Origin of the sequence: Janthinobacterium fluminis, from assembly GCF_028595325.1 — a bacterium.
Lineage (GTDB): Bacteria > Pseudomonadota > Gammaproteobacteria > Burkholderiales > Burkholderiaceae_D > Janthinobacterium > Janthinobacterium fluminis.
The window spans coordinates 91,146-105,066 of the sequence record NZ_JAQQXR010000012.1; the positions used below are offsets into that span (position 1 = coordinate 91,146).

The window sequence follows — 13,921 nt, forward strand, 5'->3', positions numbered from 1 at the left end:
CATCTGTGTCACCGCGCCGGCGCCGGTTTGGGGAACAGTTTCAGGGTTTCCAGTTGCGCGCCGCGCCGCAGCACCACTTCCGTGTCGCTCATCTTGACCAGCAGCGCGCCTTTGAATTTTTCGCCCAGGCGCACAGTCTGTCCGTCGATGACGGCGACGCGGCGCCCCCCCTGGCCCTGGACGATCAGCACCGATTGCAGGCGCGGCCCGGCCGGCGCCTGCTCGGCGGAGAGGGCGGCGGGCGTCAGCAGCGCCTCGGCCGGCGGGCGGGTCGGGTCGGGCAGCGTCTGCGCCATGCATGGCGCCGCCAGCAGCAAGCCTATGGCGGTGGCGCGTTTCATAACTTCATCCATTTCTGATCCAGGCTCATCGTGTACAGGGTCAGCGTCAGGCGGGCCGACGGATATTGCTCGACCTCGAAGCGGGCGTCGCCCCAGAATAACTGGGTCGGCAGCGCTTCCAGCGCCGCCATATAACTGACCATGTCGAGGTAGCCGCCCTGCAGCACCACTTCGACGCCGTGGCGGTACAGTAATTCGCTGGCCTTCACGGGCGGCTTGGCGGCCGCGCCCGGCGCGGCATTGGCGGGCGCGCCGGCCGTCGCCGGAGCGCCCGGCTGCACGCCGCCGGCCGGCAGCGTCTTCAGCGACAGCAGGCGCAGCTTGCCGTTGCCAAGCAAAATTTGCCTGAGCACAGGCACCATTTTCTCCGGCGCCACCAAACCTTGCTGCACGGCCCGCAGGGCCGCGCTGCGGCGTTCCAGCTCTTGCCGCATGCCCTGCAGGCGGGCGCGGTTTTCCGCGTCCGGGTCAAGCTTGAACGCTTGCAGTTTCTGGGTGATTTCCGCGTCGACGCCGACGATGCGGTTTTGCTGCTGGCCGATGCGCGACTGCAGCGCCTTCTGCCGCACATGCAGCGGTTCGAGCAGGCTGGAATAGACGATGAAGACGATGACCGTGGCCGAGGCGGCGAACAGCATCACCCGCTCGCGCAAGCTCATCGCGTCCAGTTTCAGGGCGAACTTTTCCCATTGCTGTTTCATTTGGCCACCGCCTTGTCGCCGCTGTTTCCGGCCACCGAGCGCAGGCTGAATTCGACGAAGGGCGCTTCGGCCGGCGCTTCCCGCCTGGCCGCCCCGTCGGTGGCGGCGGCGACAGGCCGGCCGATTTCCAGCTGGCCGAAAGTCTTGCCGCGCATAATGCCCTCGCCGCCCAGGCGCGCGATATAGTCGGGGATCAGGGGCGCCTGCATGGCCCTGCCCTGCACGCCGATCTCGCTGCCGGCGGCGCTGATCGACAGCCCGGTCAGCCACAGGCCGCCGAGGTTCTGGCGCGCAAAGGCGCGGAAGTATTCGGCGTAGCCGCGCGTGTCGCCCAGCTCGCCGCGCTGCAGGATCGCCGCCACCTCCTCCAGCGCCCGCAACTGGGCTTCGCTGCGTTCCAGATCGTGTTCGATGTCGCGGTTTTTCTGCCGTGGCGCAAATTCCACGTTGACGGTCTTCAGGCGCGCCTCCCTTTGCGCCAGGCGGCTCTGCACCTGGGCGGCGTCGCGCTCCAGCGCGGCGACCTGCTGCCTGGCGTAGAACACCAGCGCCAGCGCGCCGACCAGCAGCACGGCGAGCGCGCGCGCCATCGGCGCGGCGGCGAAGAACGTGCGCTGCTTCTGGAAAGCCGGATTGAACAGATTGATTTGCTGGCTCATGGCGCGCCCTCCAGGTCGCGCAAGGCGGCGCCCAGCGCCAGGAAGACGCGCTGCTGGCTGGCCGGGTCGTGCAGATCGGTCTTGCCCAGGTCCAGCACGTCGGCCAGGTCCAGCGCCTCGACGGGCATGTACAGGTTCGAGGCCAGATATTCGTGCAAGCCCTGCGCGCCGGTCGGCGCCAGCACCAGCTTGGCGACGGCGATGAAGTGGAACTGGCGCTCGAAATGGTCGAGCGAGCGCTGCAGTTCCAAGGTGATTTTGTCGTGGCAGGCGTGCTGCTTGTCCGAATCGGGCTCCAGCAACTGCTCCAGGCTGACGTCGATGCGGCGCGACAGATACAGTTCGCCGTTGTAGGTCACCGTCAGCAAGCCGCCGTCGGCGCCGAAGGACAGCAAGGCCAGGCCGCGCCCCTGCGGTTCCAGCAGCGCCGAGATGTTGCGTTGGGCCATTTCGGGGATGTCGATGACGCTCAGCGCCATCCTGGCGGCGCTGAACAGGCCCTGGCGCGGCGCGATGACGCTGTTGCGCGCGGCCACGGCGAACAACTGCTGGCCGCGCTGCGCGCCGTTTTGCTGCTGCGGGATGTCGAGCACGTCGATGGTGGCCTCGGCCACGGGAAAGTCCAGCATGTCCTTCAGGCGCCAGCCCACCGCCGTCTTCAGCTCCTCGGGCGGCACGTTGGGCGCGTCGACGTTGATCATCTGGTATTCGCCGCCGCCGAGCACGGTGGCAATCCGATAATGCTGCGCCTGTAATTCCTTGCCCAGTTTTTCCAGCGCCTCGGGGCTGTGCGCGGCCGGGAAAAACGCCGCCAGCTCGACCACCGGCTTACCCGCCGCCACGCGCTTGACGCGGCCTGCGCCGATGCCGTCCTTGAGGAAAGCCAGCGCCAGCCACGCATCATTTTTTTTTGCTTTTGAGAATAAACCCATGCGGACAATCTAAATGGTTACCGCCGCGTGAGCTTCACGCGGTAGTTGTTTGATTATATTCAAGTTCTACCCGGCATTGACATCAAATATACGTTGCCAAACCAAAAAAAACCACAGTCACCGGTTCCACACTAAAACTCCGCCTCCAAGCGACGCTGCACATAGTCGGGGTTGGCGTTCTGGTTCGGGCAAGCGCCACCCAGCGGCTGGTTGCAGGCCACCGCCGTGATGCGGTGGCGCAGCAGCGGCACGGCCGAGCTCAGCGCCGGCGACGGCGTCGGCGCACACGTCACCGTCACGGTGAACTGCGCCAGCGCGCCGCCGTCGGGCAGCCGGAAGGAGTCGACGGCGCCGGCCGTGCAGGGCGCCGTCTGCAACTGGAAGAAACGCCACTCCAGCCCGGCGCGGGCGGCCTGGTAGGCGCGCACGCCCTGCTCGTCCATGCTCGACGCCGCCTGCTGCGCGGTCGACACGGTGAGCATGGCGACGCCGAGCCCGGCCAGCACGACCAGCAGGAAAATCGCCGTGACGATGCTGACGCCGCGCGCCTTGCGGGGGGGATGGCGGCGTCGGCTCATGGCGTGTTGTCTACGTGGATCTGGTGGCTCAGCGTGACGGGGCTGTCGCCGACGTCGCCGCGCTGCAGGGTGATCGTCAACGTCAGCAGGCCGCTGTGCGTGTTCGCCAGCGCCGTGAAATTGAAAGCGCAGGCGAGGACGTTGTTGGCCAGGCGTCCGCTGAGGCCGGCCGGCGGGCCGGGATTGGCTTGCGCGGCCGCGATCGGATAGTCGGCGATGCGCGTCAGCGTGCCCGTGCCGCCGGCGCCGCCCTGGCAGAAATATGTCACCGGCGTCGTGACAACCTGGAAGCGCCGTCCCGGCGACTCGCTGCGGCCGGCGAAGGGATTGACGGCGCCCGCCATCGTGATGGTGTTGCCGGCGACCTGGGCCACCGTGGCGCGGTTGCTGCCGGCATAGGCGTCGGCTTCGGCCACGTCCGGGCCGAGGTTGTAGACGACGACGGCATCGCCGGCCGCGATGGCGCGCGTGCCGGTCGGCATCGGCCCGACGACGCTGAAGGCCAGCGCGACCGGATCGCTGAAGCTGAGCACGGGCGCCACCACGCCGGGCGCGAAGTTGGCCTCGTCCTGCGCCGACAGATAACGCCCGCCCGTCTTGGTGAGCAACAGCTCCAGCGCATTGCCGTTGACGATGCGCAGGCTGTTCGGCAGCGAACGGCGGACGTCGCGGGCGATGCGCCGCAGGGCCGTGTCGGCGGCGTCGCTCAGTTCGGCGCGGGCGACGCTGTCGACATAGTTCCTCACCGGCATGCGGATGAACATGGCGACGACGCCGGCGAGGATGCCGGTGATGACCATCACCAGCACCGCCTCGACCAGCGTGAAGCCGCGCTGGCGCCGCGCCTTGCAGCGGGCCGGCGTCATGGCACGCTCCGCGGCGCGTAACGGCTGCGGTAGCCGTCCAGCACAACCAGATCGGCGGCCGCCGTGCCATAGCGCACGCTGACGGACAGGCGCAACACGTTCATGGCGGCGGGGGCGCTGCCCGACGCGATCTGCGCGCCGGCGGGGCCGAGGCGGTTGTCGGCGCTGACGGTCAGCAGCGCCGTGTAGCCGGGCGGGCCGAAGTTGTCGCCGTTGGCGTCGACCAGCCTGCCGGCGGCATTGTCGAAGGCGGGCGTCGGCGTGTCCAGTTGCGTCACATAGTCGTTGACGTTGTCGAAGGGCCGCGCATTGCCTGCTTCCGGGCCGAGCTGTTCGGGGATGCTGCAGTCCGCCGGCGAAGCGGCCTCCTCGGCCCTCGGGTCGAGCGGGTCGCACCATGTGAAATGGGCCAGTTGCACTTCCTCCATCAAACCCTCGGCGATCAGCAGCGCCTGCTTGCGGCGCACCGGATCGACGCCCAGGCGCGTCGCCAGGTTGAGCATTTGCAGCACGCCGGCCAGCGCGATGCCGAGGATGACGATAAAGACGATCAGCTCGATGAGGGTGACGCCGCGCTGGCGGCGCGCTGGCTTACCAGACATAGCCGGTTTCCTGTTCGACCCGCACCGGGCGCGCATTGCCGTCGCCCGACACGGACAGCGCCAGCGTCCGGAACGTGGACACGCTGGCCTCGGCCGCGTCGGTGGCGGCGAACGGCTTGCCCAAGGCATCGAAGCGGAAGGTGGCGGCGCCGCTGACGGTGACGCCGGCCGGCGCGCCCTCGCAGGCCCAGGCCGGGTCGTTGCCGCAGCGACTCAGGGTCGTGGCGCTGCCGCTGTTTTGCGCGGACGGCGGCTGGAGGCGGCTGGCGCAGCCGGCGTCGAAGCACAGCGCGACGCTCTGGCCGTCGAGGCGGACGAACACCGCGCGGTTTTGCGCGATCGCCACCTTTTGGCCGTGGCGCAACAGGGCTTTGACCTGGGCGGTGAAGGCATCGGCGTCGAAACCCTGGCGGTCGAAAAAGCGCGCCGCGCCGACCGCGGCCAGGATGCCGATGATGACCATGACCGTAATCAGTTCGACCATCGTGAAACCACGCTGGCATGGCGGGCGAAACGGCGGGCGCGGCGCGGCATTCAATTCAGGGCTAGCCTCGGAGCGGGAGTGGTATGGCAGCGCGCGCGGGCGCTGCGGCGAAACGCGGACCAGGCGCCGGCGCCCGGTCCGACGCGGCATCAGCAGCCGCTTGCCTCCACCATAATCTCCGGCGCACGGTTCACGCCGGTAGGCTCGGTGTAGCGGACAAAGCAGGTTCGCCCGGCCGGCACGTTGGCGACGCTGTTCGGCACGAACGCCACCTGCGTGGCCGAGGTGTCGGGCGCATTCGCATTGCCCGTCGTGCTGGGCGCGATGTAGGCGTAGTCGGCTGGGGTGACGCCGGCGGCAGGGCCCACCTGGTCGTTGGCAATCGGATAGCCGGAGCGGAACGCCGTCGAGTAGGTAATCGTGACGCCTTCGAAAATGGTGAAGCCGGCCGCCGCGTCTTGCTGGTTGACCAGCCAGCGGCTATGCGCCATCGCCGACATTGACGCCAGTGCGCCCCGGGCGCCGTTCAGGCTCGCGGCGCGGGCCTCGCCGCCCATGTTGGCGAAACGCGGCAAGGCCGTTGCCGCCAGAATGCCCAGGATGACGATCACGACAATCAGCTCGATCAATGTAAAGCCGGCCTGGCCAGCTTTGCGGAAATTACCCTGTTTCATAGCATTCATTTACATCTCCAAAATCGACGTCAACTTGACTGTTTCAACAACGATGGGGGCGCCGCGACGGCAACGCTACTCATCGACTTGGTTCAAGGCCACACCCGGCCCGGACGCCGACACTCCCGGCAAGCCGGCGGGAGCATTGGGCAAACGCAATAATTCTACCTTGAAATATAGCCGCCGGGCGTCAAGATTATCGGAATCTTGACTTGGCCCCGCCCAGTAAACCAGGCGCCGCGTATCGCGCTCGAAATACCAGCTGTCCGGCGGCGCGGCGGCGGCCGACGCCGCATCGAGCTCGCCGCGGTAATTGGCCGGCCGCTCGTCGAGCCAGTCCATCGGGTTGCGCGCCGCCAGCGCGGCGACCTCGTTGCCGCGGCCGTGGGCATACAGGGCCGCCGCCCTCATGTGCAAGACGGTGCGCAGGTCGCCGACCACGCGCAGCATCGCCGCGTGCCCGGCCTGCTCGCGGTAGAAGGAGACGCGCTGCAGCACCAGCGCCGCCACGAGCCCGACAATGGCGGCCGCCACAGCGAACTCAAGCAGTGAAAAACCGGCCCCTCTCTTATGTCGCGCGCACGCCACAACGGTGCTCCAATCGCTCAGGAAAATTACTTGTGCAGGGCGGCCTTGCCCAGGTCCCAGATCGGCAGGAAGATGCCCAGCGCCAGCACCAGCACCAGGGCGCCGAGGAAGACGATGAGTATCGGCTCGATCTGCGCCGACAGCGTCTTCAGCTCGTAGGACACTTCGCGCTCGTACATTTGGGCGATTTCATCCATCAGGTCGTCGAGCGAGCCGGTTTCCTCACCGACGGCGATCATCTGCAGCACCACCGGCGTGAACACGCCGGCCGCCGCGGCCGTGCGCAGGATGCTCTCGCCGCGCTCGACACCGTCGCGCATCTGCTCGACGCGGGCCGACAGGTAGGCGTTGTCGACCGTCTGCGCCACCACGCCCAGCCCCTGGACGATGGGCACGCCGCTCTTGCTGGCCAGCGCGAAGCTGCGCGCAAAGCGCGCCATCGTGCCCTTCAGGATGATCTTGCCGGCGACGGGAATGCGCAGCTTCGCCTTGTCCCAGCGGTAGCGCCCGCCCGCCGTGGCCACATAGGCGCGCATGCCGAAGAAGGCGGCCGCCAGCAGGGCCAGCATCAGCGGCCAGTAATGCACGGTGAAATTCGAGGTGGCGATCAGCGCCCGTGTCATCAGCGGCAATTCGGCGTGGAAGCTGGCGAACACGCCGACGAAGGCGGGAATGACGAAGACATTCACGATGGCCATCGCCACGACCATGGCGATGAGGACGAAACTGGGATAGCGCAGCGCCGTCTTGACGCGCTCGCGCATGTCGCGGTCGAATTCGAGGTGGTCGAACAGGCGCAGGAAGACCTCCTCCAGGCGGCCCGTCATTTCGCCGACGCGCACCATCGACAAGTAGAACGGCGAAAACACGTCCGGATGGCGGCGCATCGCCGCCGACAGCTCGCGCCCGGCGTCCAGCGACTCGCGCAAGTCCTTGATGACGCGGCCGAAAGCCTTGCTGACGGCCGACTCCTGCAAGCCGGCCAGGCCGCGCATGATCGGCACGCCGGCCTTGAGCAGGGTGTAGAGCTGGCGGCTGAACAATTGCACGTCCATCGACGTGACGCGCCCGGCCGCCAGCCTTTGCCACAGGCTGGCGCCGTCCCCGGCCGCCTTGACGGCGCGCGCCGTCTGGGCGATCTCGACCGGCGTGGCGCCGGTGGCGAACAACTGGTCGGCGACGGCGCCGCTGTCGGCCCCTTCGAGTATGCCCTGCAGCAGCTCGCCGTTGGCGTCGCGCGCCTTGTACGCAAAGAAAGGCACCTCAATCCTCCGTCTGGTTGCTGATGCGCATGGCCTCGGCCACCGTCGTGCGGCCCTGCACCGCCAGTTGGACGGCGTGGCGGCGCAGCGTGGCGCCGGCCATCTGCGCCCCCGCCACCTTGAGGAAGTGGGCCGGGTCCGGGTGGTTGGCGGCGTCGACGACGGCGCGCGTCATTTCCAGCAATTCGTAGACGCCGGTGCGGCCGCGGTAACCCATGCCGTTGCAGTGCGAGCAGCCCTTGCCGTGGAAATACTGGTTGCGCTCGACCAGCTCGCCCAGCTCCAGGCGCAGCCATTCGCGCTCGCTGGGCGCCAGCGGCTGCGGCTCGGCGCAGCTTTCGCAGATCACCCGCACCAGGCGCTGCGCCAGCACGGCTTGCAGCGAGCTGCCCACCATGTAGCGCGGCACGCCCATGTCCATCAGCCGCAGCGGCGTGCTCAGCGCGTCGTTGGTGTGCAGCGTCGACAGCACCAAGTGGCCCGTCATCGCCGCCCGCAGGCCGATCTGCGCCGTCTCCTGGTCGCGCATCTCGCCCACCAGCACGATGTCCGGGTCTTGCCGCAGCGCCGAGCGCAGCACGCGGGCGAAGTCCAGCTCGATCTTGTCGTTGACCTGCACCTGGTTGATGCCGGGCAGGCGGTACTCGACCGGGTCTTCGACGGTGATCAGCTTCTTTTCCATCGAATTCAGTTCGGCCAGCGCGCAGTACAGCGTGGTCGTCTTGCCGCTGCCGGTCGGCCCCGTGACGAGCACCAGGCCGTTGGGCCGCCGCACGATGGCGCGGAAGCGCTCGACCAGCTCGGGCGGCATGCCGATGGCGTCCAGGCGCAGCGCCGTGCCGCCCTGGTTCAGCAGGCGCATGACGACCGACTCGCCGTACTGCGTCGGCATGGTCGAGATGCGCACGTCGACGCGCTGGTTCTTCACGCGGATGGCGAAGCGGCCGTCCTGCGGCAGGCGTTTTTCCGAGATGTCCAGGTCCGACATCAGCTTCAGGCGCAGCGCCAGCGAGGTGGCGATCTTGATGTCGGCCTCGGTCTGCAGGTGCAGCACGCCGTCGATGCGGAAGCGGATCTGCAGCCGGCCCTCCTGCGGCTCGATGTGGATGTCGGAGGCGCGCACCTGGGTGGCGTCGTCGAACACCGATTGCAGCAGTTTGACGATGGGCGCCTCCTCCAGCCCCGGATTGGCGGCCAGCGCGCCGAAGTCCACCGAGACGTCGCCCAGGTCCTGCTCCAGCTCGCGCGTGAGCTCCGTGATGTCCTCGGTGCGCCGGTAGATGCGGTCGATGGCGGCCAGCACCTCCGTCTCGTTGACGACGGCCAGCTCGATGTTGCGCTTGACCAGGCGGGCGATCTCGTCGTAGGCGAACAGGTCGGTCGGATCGGACATGCCGACGAGCAAGGTGTCGCGGCGCTCCTCCAGCACCAGGGCGCGGAAGCGCCGCGCCTGCGTCTCCGGCAGCAGGCGGACGATGTCGGCGTTGATGTTGTAAAACTTCAGATTGATGTAGGGGATGTCGAACTGCTTGGCGAGCGCGCCGGCGATCTGCTCCTCGGTCACATAGCCGTGCTCGACGAAGACCCGGCCCAGCTTGCGGCCGCTGCGCTTTTGCTCGCCCAGCGCCAGGCCCAGCTGTTCTTCGGACAGCAAGTTCTGCCGCACCAAAATTTCCCCCAGCCGGACTTTTTCTGGCCTTGCCATACCCACTCCCAATATGTTGATCTGAAGCATCAAGCTGCGGCCCATTTTATGCCATAAAGGGGCCGCGCCAGAAGGGCTTTGCGGAGCGGCCGCAAATTTTGACCAACTATTTCTCGAAAATCGTGGTCTGTCCCCTGCTTTCGGCTTGTGGCGCGTGGCCACGATTGGCGATAATGCGCTACAGTTTGTTTCCGGCGCTCCATCCGCGCCCTCCCAACCGGTCCATCCATGAGTGCTTACGCCGTGCGTTTCCAACAGGTCGTCAAAAGCTATGCGCGCAATGCCGTGCTGCGCGACGTCGACCTGGACATCCGCGCCGGCGAATCGTTCGCCCTGGTCGGCGTCAACGGCGCCGGCAAGACCAGCCTGCTCAAGTGCCTGTTCGATTTCTGCGCCCTGGACGCCGGCAGCATCGCCATTTTCGGCCACGGCCACCGCCAGCCGGCCGCGCGCGCGCCGCTGTCCTTCCTCCCAGAGAGTTTCCTGCCGCCCTATTACCTGAACGGCGGCGACTTCCTGCGCTACGTGCTGAAACTGCAGGGCGTGTCCTACGACGCGGCCCGGGTGGCGGCGATGCTGGCCGCGCTCGACCTGGAACAGGCCGCCCTGACGCGCGCCGTGCGCAGCTATTCGAAGGGCATGACGCAAAAGCTGGGCCTGGCCGCCTGCCTCTTGTCGGGCAAGCCGATGCTGGTGCTCGACGAGCCGATGAGCGGCCTGGACCCGAAGGCGCGCGCCCTGCTCAAGGAGCGCTTGCGGCTGGCCCGCGCGGCCGGCGGCACCTTGCTGTTCACCTCGCACGCGCTGGCCGACGTCGAGGAGTTGAGCGACCGCCTGGCCATCCTGCACGAGGGCCGCATCCGTTTTGTCGGCACGCCACGGGAATGCCGCGACGCCTACGCCGCGGCCAGCCTGGAGCAGGCCTTCCTGCAATGCATCGCCTGATCCGGAGCCCGCCCATGTACCACGCCCACTTCGGCCTCGCCGAGTCGCCCTTCGGCATCACGCCGAACCCGGCTTTTTTTTATAGCGGCAACACGCGCGGCGAAATCCTCGACGCCCTGCTGTATGCCGTCACGCACGGCGAGGGCATCATCAAGGTCACCGGCGAGGTCGGCAGCGGCAAGACCATGCTGTGCCGCATGCTGGAAAGCCAGTTGCCGCCGCGCGTGGAGGCCATCTATCTGGTCAACCCCAGCCTGGGGCCGGACGAGGTGCTGTTCGCCATCGCCGGCGAAATGCAGCTGGCCACGGCCGGCAAGCGCACCGACGAGGTGCTGCGCCTGCTGCACGGCGAGCTGATCGACAAGCATGCCAACGGCCTGCAGGTCGTGCTGCTGGTCGAGGAGGCGCAGGCGATGCCGCTGGCGACGCTGGAGCAGATACGCCTGCTGACGAATCTGGAGACGGCCCACGATAAATTGCTGCAGATCGTGCTGTTCGGCCAGCCGGAGCTGGACGCCAGCCTGAACCTGCCGCAGATGCGCCAGTTGAAGGAGCGCATCACGCACAGCTTCGCCGTGCCGCTGATGGCCGCCGAGCTGATCCCCGATTTCCTCGCCTGCCGCCTGGGCGCGGCCGGCCACCGCGGCCCCGCCCTGTTCGACGCCGACGCCGTGCGCGGCATCGCCGCCGTATCGCAGGGCATCGTGCGGCGCATCAACATTCTGGCCGACAAGGCCATGCTGGCCGCCTACGCCGACGACGCCGCCGTGGTCCAGGGCCGCCACGTGCAGGCGGCCGTGCGCGACAGCGCCTTCGGCCGCGGGCCGCGATGGAACCGGCGCCGCGCGCTGGCGGCCGGCGCCGGCGCACTGCTGCTGGGCGGCGCCGCGTGCTGGGCCGTGCTGGAGCGCGCCGCGCCGGCGCCGGCGGCGCCGCCCGACCGGCCGCTGCAAGCCTGCCTGGACGCCAGCCGCGCCTGGCTCAGGAGCACGCCGGAACAACACCTGGCCCTGCAGATCATGGTGATGCCGGCCGCCAATCGGGCCGCCATCGAAGCCTTCCTGCGCGACACCCGCGCAGCCATCGGCTTGCAGCAGGTGCACGCGTATCCGCTGCGGGTGGACGGCGCGGCCCATTTCGCCATCGCCTATGGCAGTTTCCGCAGCGCGCACCAGGCCGAGGCCGTGCAAGCGATGCTGTCCGAACAGGGCGGTTACCGGCCGCAAATCCGCAGCGTCGCGGCGATCCGCGACGAGGTGCGCCAGTCCGGCGCCGGCGATGTGTGGTGAAGCCGTCTAAAAACACCGTTATCCCGAGCTTTTTTACCCGTTTGCGGTGCAAACCCGCGCGGTACGATTGCTTTTATTCAGCCATGGTGGGTAAAATTTCAAAATTACAACATATTGCCGGCTCAAGGGCGGAACATCCATGAAAATCGACGCGCTTCCCTTGATCCCCGCGCTGTGCTGCACGCTGCTGACCGGCTGCGCCGGGCCGTCGCTGCCGACCTCGCCCAGCCATATCAGCGAGGCGGCGCCGGCCACCGGCGCCATCCCGGAAACGGTGCAGTACAGCCCCGCGCTGCGCCCGCCGGCGCCGTCGGCCAAGGTGGAAACCTATAGCGTCACCGTGCACAAGGTGCCGCTGCAGTCGCTGCTGTTCGCGCTGGCGCGGGACGCCGGCATGAACATCGACATCCACCCCGAGATTGAGGGCGTCGTCACGCTGAACGCCCTCAACCAGACCCTGCCGCAGTTGCTGACGCGCATCGCCAAGCAAGTCGACATGCGCTATGAAATCGACGGCAAGAACTTGACGGTGGTGCCGGACGCGCCGGTGTGGCGCAACTACAAGGTCGATTACGTCAATATGGCGCGCAGCACCAACAGCAGCGTCAACATCGCCACGCAGATTTCCACGGCCGGCGGCGGCGCCAGCAGCGGCGGCGCCGCCGGCAGCGCCAGCAGCAGCGGCGGCGCCGGCGGCAACAACAATTCCACGACCGCCGTGCTGAACCGCTCGGAGAACAATTTCTGGTTCAGTCTGGAGCGCAACATCCGCGACCTGCTGCGCGAGTCGACGCTGGGCGATGCCCTGACGGACCCGCTGGCGCAAATGGCGGCGCCGGCCGCCGCGCAGGGCCGGGCGCAAGGCCAGGGCCAGGGCCAGTACGCGCAAAATCCATCCGGCCAGAGCCCTTACGGGGCGGCGCAGCCAAACGGCCCCGCGCCGGGCCAGGGCACGGGCACGGGCCAGTCCGGCGCGCCGCAGGCCCCGCAGCAGGCGGCCGAAGCGGCGCCGGCGGCGCTGAAACTGGCCAACAAGGGCGCGCCCTCTTCCGTCGTCGTCAACGTCGAGGGCGGCCTGATCGCCGTGCGCGCCACCGGCCGCCAGCACGAAAAAATCCAGGAATTCGTGGATATCGTGCTCAACAGCGCCAAGCGCCAGGTGCTGATCGAGGCCACCATCATCGAGGTGCGCCTGGGCGACCAGTACCAGCAGGGCATCAACTGGTCGCGCCTCCACGGCGGTCTGAGCATGACGCAGAAGCAGGTGGGCACTGGCACACTGCCGTCGAACGTGACGCCGGGCGTGACGCCGGGCCTGTTTGTGCTCGACTACGCCAATCCGACTTCGCGCCTGGGCAATATCGCCGCCACCATCCAGTTGCTGGAATCGTTCGGCAAGGTGAAGGTGCTGTCGAGCCCGAAAATCAGCGTGCTCAACAACCAGACGGCGCTGTTGAAGGTGGTTGACAACAATGTCTTCTTCACCATCAAGGTGACGCCGGCCGTGTACGGTTTGAATAACATCATCACCACGCCGGCCACCTACGAGTCGCGCCTGGAAACGGTGCCGGTGGGCTTCGTCATGAGCGTGACGCCGCAGATCGCCGACAGCGACGAGGTGACGCTGAACGTGCGCCCGACCATCACCCGCATCGTCGGCTATGTGACCGATCCGAACCCGGCGCTGGCGGCCGAGAAGGTGATCAGCAAGGTGCCGGTGATCCAGGCGCGCGAGCTGGAGTCCATCATGAAGGTGAGCAGCGGCCAGGTGGCCGTCATGGGCGGCCTGATGCAGGATTCCGTCGAAAACAATAAGGACAGCCTGCCCGGCATAGGGCAGATTCCCGTGCTGGGCAACCTGTTTTCCTACCGCAACGAGAGCAGCAGCAAGACCGAGCTGGTGATTTTCATCCGCCCCGTCGTCGTCAAGGACGCCAGCGTCAACGGCGACTACAAGGACTTCCGCTACTTGCTGCCGAGTCCGGCGGGGGCCGCCGCGCCCGCGTCCGCGCCCGCCCCGGTGGCCGGCGTGGTACGGGCGGACGGATCATGAGCCTGCTGATGCAGGCGCTCAAGAAAGCCGAGCGCGCCAAGCAAAACCATGTCCAGGAGGACGGGCTGGAAAAGCCGTCCGAAGCCTATGACCAGATTTTGTCGCTGTCGCCGCAGGAGCCGGCCCAGCCGGCCGCCGCCGCCGGGCTGGCGCTGGAGCCGGCCGACGGCCTGAGCCTGGCGCCGCTGGCCGACGCCGCCGCGCCGGCGCCCGCGCCGCCCCAGGCGGAGGCGCCGCCGGCC

Annotated in this window: 15 protein-coding genes and 1 pseudogene; 4 read left to right on the plus strand and 12 right to left on the minus strand. The window is 67.8% G+C overall.

Annotation, left to right across the window (positions count from 1 at the left end):
* Positions 1-8: 8 nt before the first annotated feature.
* The 12 genes from OIK44_RS22635 to OIK44_RS22690 form a co-directional block, all read right to left on the minus strand.
* Positions 9-341 carry an MSHA biogenesis protein MshK gene (locus tag OIK44_RS22635; protein WP_273674148.1) on the minus strand — a complete coding sequence of 111 codons (333 nt, stop codon included), beginning with the start codon at positions 339-341 and terminating at the stop codon, positions 9-11.
* Positions 338-1,042 carry a hypothetical protein gene (locus tag OIK44_RS22640; RefSeq protein ID WP_273674150.1) on the minus strand — a complete coding sequence of 235 codons (705 nt, stop codon included), beginning with the start codon at positions 1,040-1,042 and terminating at the stop codon, positions 338-340. Before OIK44_RS22640 ends, OIK44_RS22635 begins: the two co-directional genes overlap by 4 nt.
* On the minus strand, positions 1,039-1,701 hold the full coding sequence (locus tag OIK44_RS22645) for a hypothetical protein (protein WP_273674152.1): 663 nt from the start codon (positions 1,699-1,701) through the stop codon (positions 1,039-1,041). Before OIK44_RS22645 ends, OIK44_RS22640 begins: the two co-directional genes overlap by 4 nt.
* Complete coding sequence (pilM, locus tag OIK44_RS22650; RefSeq protein ID WP_273674154.1) at positions 1,698-2,633, minus strand: type IV pilus biogenesis protein PilM; 936 nt, start codon at positions 2,631-2,633, stop codon at positions 1,698-1,700. The genes OIK44_RS22645 and pilM overlap by 4 nt, the downstream gene beginning before the upstream one ends.
* A 131-nt stretch (positions 2,634-2,764) precedes the next feature.
* Positions 2,765-3,211: a pilus assembly PilX family protein gene (locus OIK44_RS22655; RefSeq protein ID WP_273674156.1), complete on the minus strand. Its 447-nt coding sequence runs from the start codon at positions 3,209-3,211 to the stop codon at positions 2,765-2,767.
* The gene (locus OIK44_RS22660; RefSeq protein ID WP_273674158.1) at positions 3,208-4,077 is read right to left on the minus strand and encodes a PulJ/GspJ family protein; all 870 of its coding nucleotides are present in this window, start codon (positions 4,075-4,077) and stop codon (positions 3,208-3,210) included. Before OIK44_RS22660 ends, OIK44_RS22655 begins: the two co-directional genes overlap by 4 nt.
* Positions 4,074-4,679 carry a type II secretion system protein gene (locus OIK44_RS22665; protein ID WP_273674160.1) on the minus strand — a complete coding sequence of 202 codons (606 nt, stop codon included), beginning with the start codon at positions 4,677-4,679 and terminating at the stop codon, positions 4,074-4,076. Before OIK44_RS22665 ends, OIK44_RS22660 begins: the two co-directional genes overlap by 4 nt.
* Positions 4,669-5,217: a pilus assembly FimT family protein gene (locus OIK44_RS22670; RefSeq protein ID WP_420213884.1), complete on the minus strand. Its 549-nt coding sequence runs from the start codon at positions 5,215-5,217 to the stop codon at positions 4,669-4,671. The genes OIK44_RS22665 and OIK44_RS22670 overlap by 11 nt, the downstream gene beginning before the upstream one ends.
* 95 nt (positions 5,218-5,312) lie before the next feature.
* The gene (locus OIK44_RS22675; protein ID WP_273674163.1) at positions 5,313-5,846 is read right to left on the minus strand and encodes a prepilin-type N-terminal cleavage/methylation domain-containing protein; all 534 of its coding nucleotides are present in this window, start codon (positions 5,844-5,846) and stop codon (positions 5,313-5,315) included.
* 66 nt (positions 5,847-5,912) lie between these two features.
* Entirely contained in the window at positions 5,913-6,371 is a 459-nt protein-coding gene (locus OIK44_RS22680; protein ID WP_273674164.1) for a hypothetical protein, read from the minus strand.
* Between the two features lie 80 nt (positions 6,372-6,451).
* Entirely contained in the window at positions 6,452-7,687 is a 1,236-nt protein-coding gene (locus tag OIK44_RS22685) for a type II secretion system F family protein (RefSeq protein ID WP_273674165.1), read from the minus strand.
* Between the two features lies 1 nt (position 7,688).
* Entirely contained in the window at positions 7,689-9,392 is a 1,704-nt protein-coding gene (locus OIK44_RS22690; RefSeq protein ID WP_273674167.1) for a GspE/PulE family protein, read from the minus strand.
* A gap of 228 nt (positions 9,393-9,620) precedes the next feature.
* On the opposite strand from OIK44_RS22690, the gene OIK44_RS22695 reads away from it, so the two are divergent.
* The 4 genes and pseudogenes from OIK44_RS22695 to OIK44_RS22710 form a co-directional block, all read left to right on the plus strand.
* A complete protein-coding gene (locus OIK44_RS22695; RefSeq protein ID WP_273674168.1) occupies positions 9,621-10,337 on the plus strand; it encodes an ABC transporter ATP-binding protein in 717 nt (238 codons plus the stop codon).
* 14 nt (positions 10,338-10,351) lie between these two features.
* Positions 10,352-11,626, plus strand: coding sequence for an ExeA family protein (locus OIK44_RS22700; RefSeq protein ID WP_273674170.1), 1,275 nt, complete (start codon positions 10,352-10,354; stop codon positions 11,624-11,626).
* A 139-nt stretch (positions 11,627-11,765) separates the two neighbouring features.
* Positions 11,766-13,679, plus strand: coding sequence for a pilus (MSHA type) biogenesis protein MshL (gene mshL / locus OIK44_RS22705; protein ID WP_273674172.1), 1,914 nt, complete (start codon positions 11,766-11,768; stop codon positions 13,677-13,679).
* Positions 13,676-13,921 (plus strand): annotated as a pseudogene (locus OIK44_RS22710) (tetratricopeptide repeat protein); the annotation flags it as partial. The gene mshL and the pseudogene OIK44_RS22710, both read left to right, overlap by 4 nt.

Coding starts and splice junctions, on each gene's coding strand:
- OIK44_RS22635 (WP_273674148.1), bottom strand. CDS start 341: ATGAAACGCGCCACCGCCATAGGCTTGCTGCTGGCGGCGCCATGCATG.
- OIK44_RS22640 (WP_273674150.1), bottom strand. CDS start 1,042: ATGAAACAGCAATGGGAAAAGTTCGCCCTGAAACTGGACGCGATGAGC.
- OIK44_RS22645 (WP_273674152.1), bottom strand. CDS start 1,701: ATGAGCCAGCAAATCAATCTGTTCAATCCGGCTTTCCAGAAGCAGCGC.
- pilM (WP_273674154.1), bottom strand. CDS start 2,633: ATGGGTTTATTCTCAAAAGCAAAAAAAAATGATGCGTGGCTGGCGCTG.
- OIK44_RS22655 (WP_273674156.1), bottom strand. CDS start 3,211: ATGAGCCGACGCCGCCATCCCCCCCGCAAGGCGCGCGGCGTCAGCATC.
- OIK44_RS22660 (WP_273674158.1), bottom strand. CDS start 4,077: ATGACGCCGGCCCGCTGCAAGGCGCGGCGCCAGCGCGGCTTCACGCTG.
- OIK44_RS22665 (WP_273674160.1), bottom strand. CDS start 4,679: ATGTCTGGTAAGCCAGCGCGCCGCCAGCGCGGCGTCACCCTCATCGAG.
- OIK44_RS22675 (WP_273674163.1), bottom strand. CDS start 5,846: ATGAATGCTATGAAACAGGGTAATTTCCGCAAAGCTGGCCAGGCCGGC.
- OIK44_RS22690 (WP_273674167.1), bottom strand. CDS start 9,392: ATGGCAAGGCCAGAAAAAGTCCGGCTGGGGGAAATTTTGGTGCGGCAG.
- OIK44_RS22695 (WP_273674168.1), top strand. CDS start 9,621: ATGAGTGCTTACGCCGTGCGTTTCCAACAGGTCGTCAAAAGCTATGCG.
- OIK44_RS22700 (WP_273674170.1), top strand. CDS start 10,352: ATGTACCACGCCCACTTCGGCCTCGCCGAGTCGCCCTTCGGCATCACG.
- mshL (WP_273674172.1), top strand. CDS start 11,766: ATGAAAATCGACGCGCTTCCCTTGATCCCCGCGCTGTGCTGCACGCTG.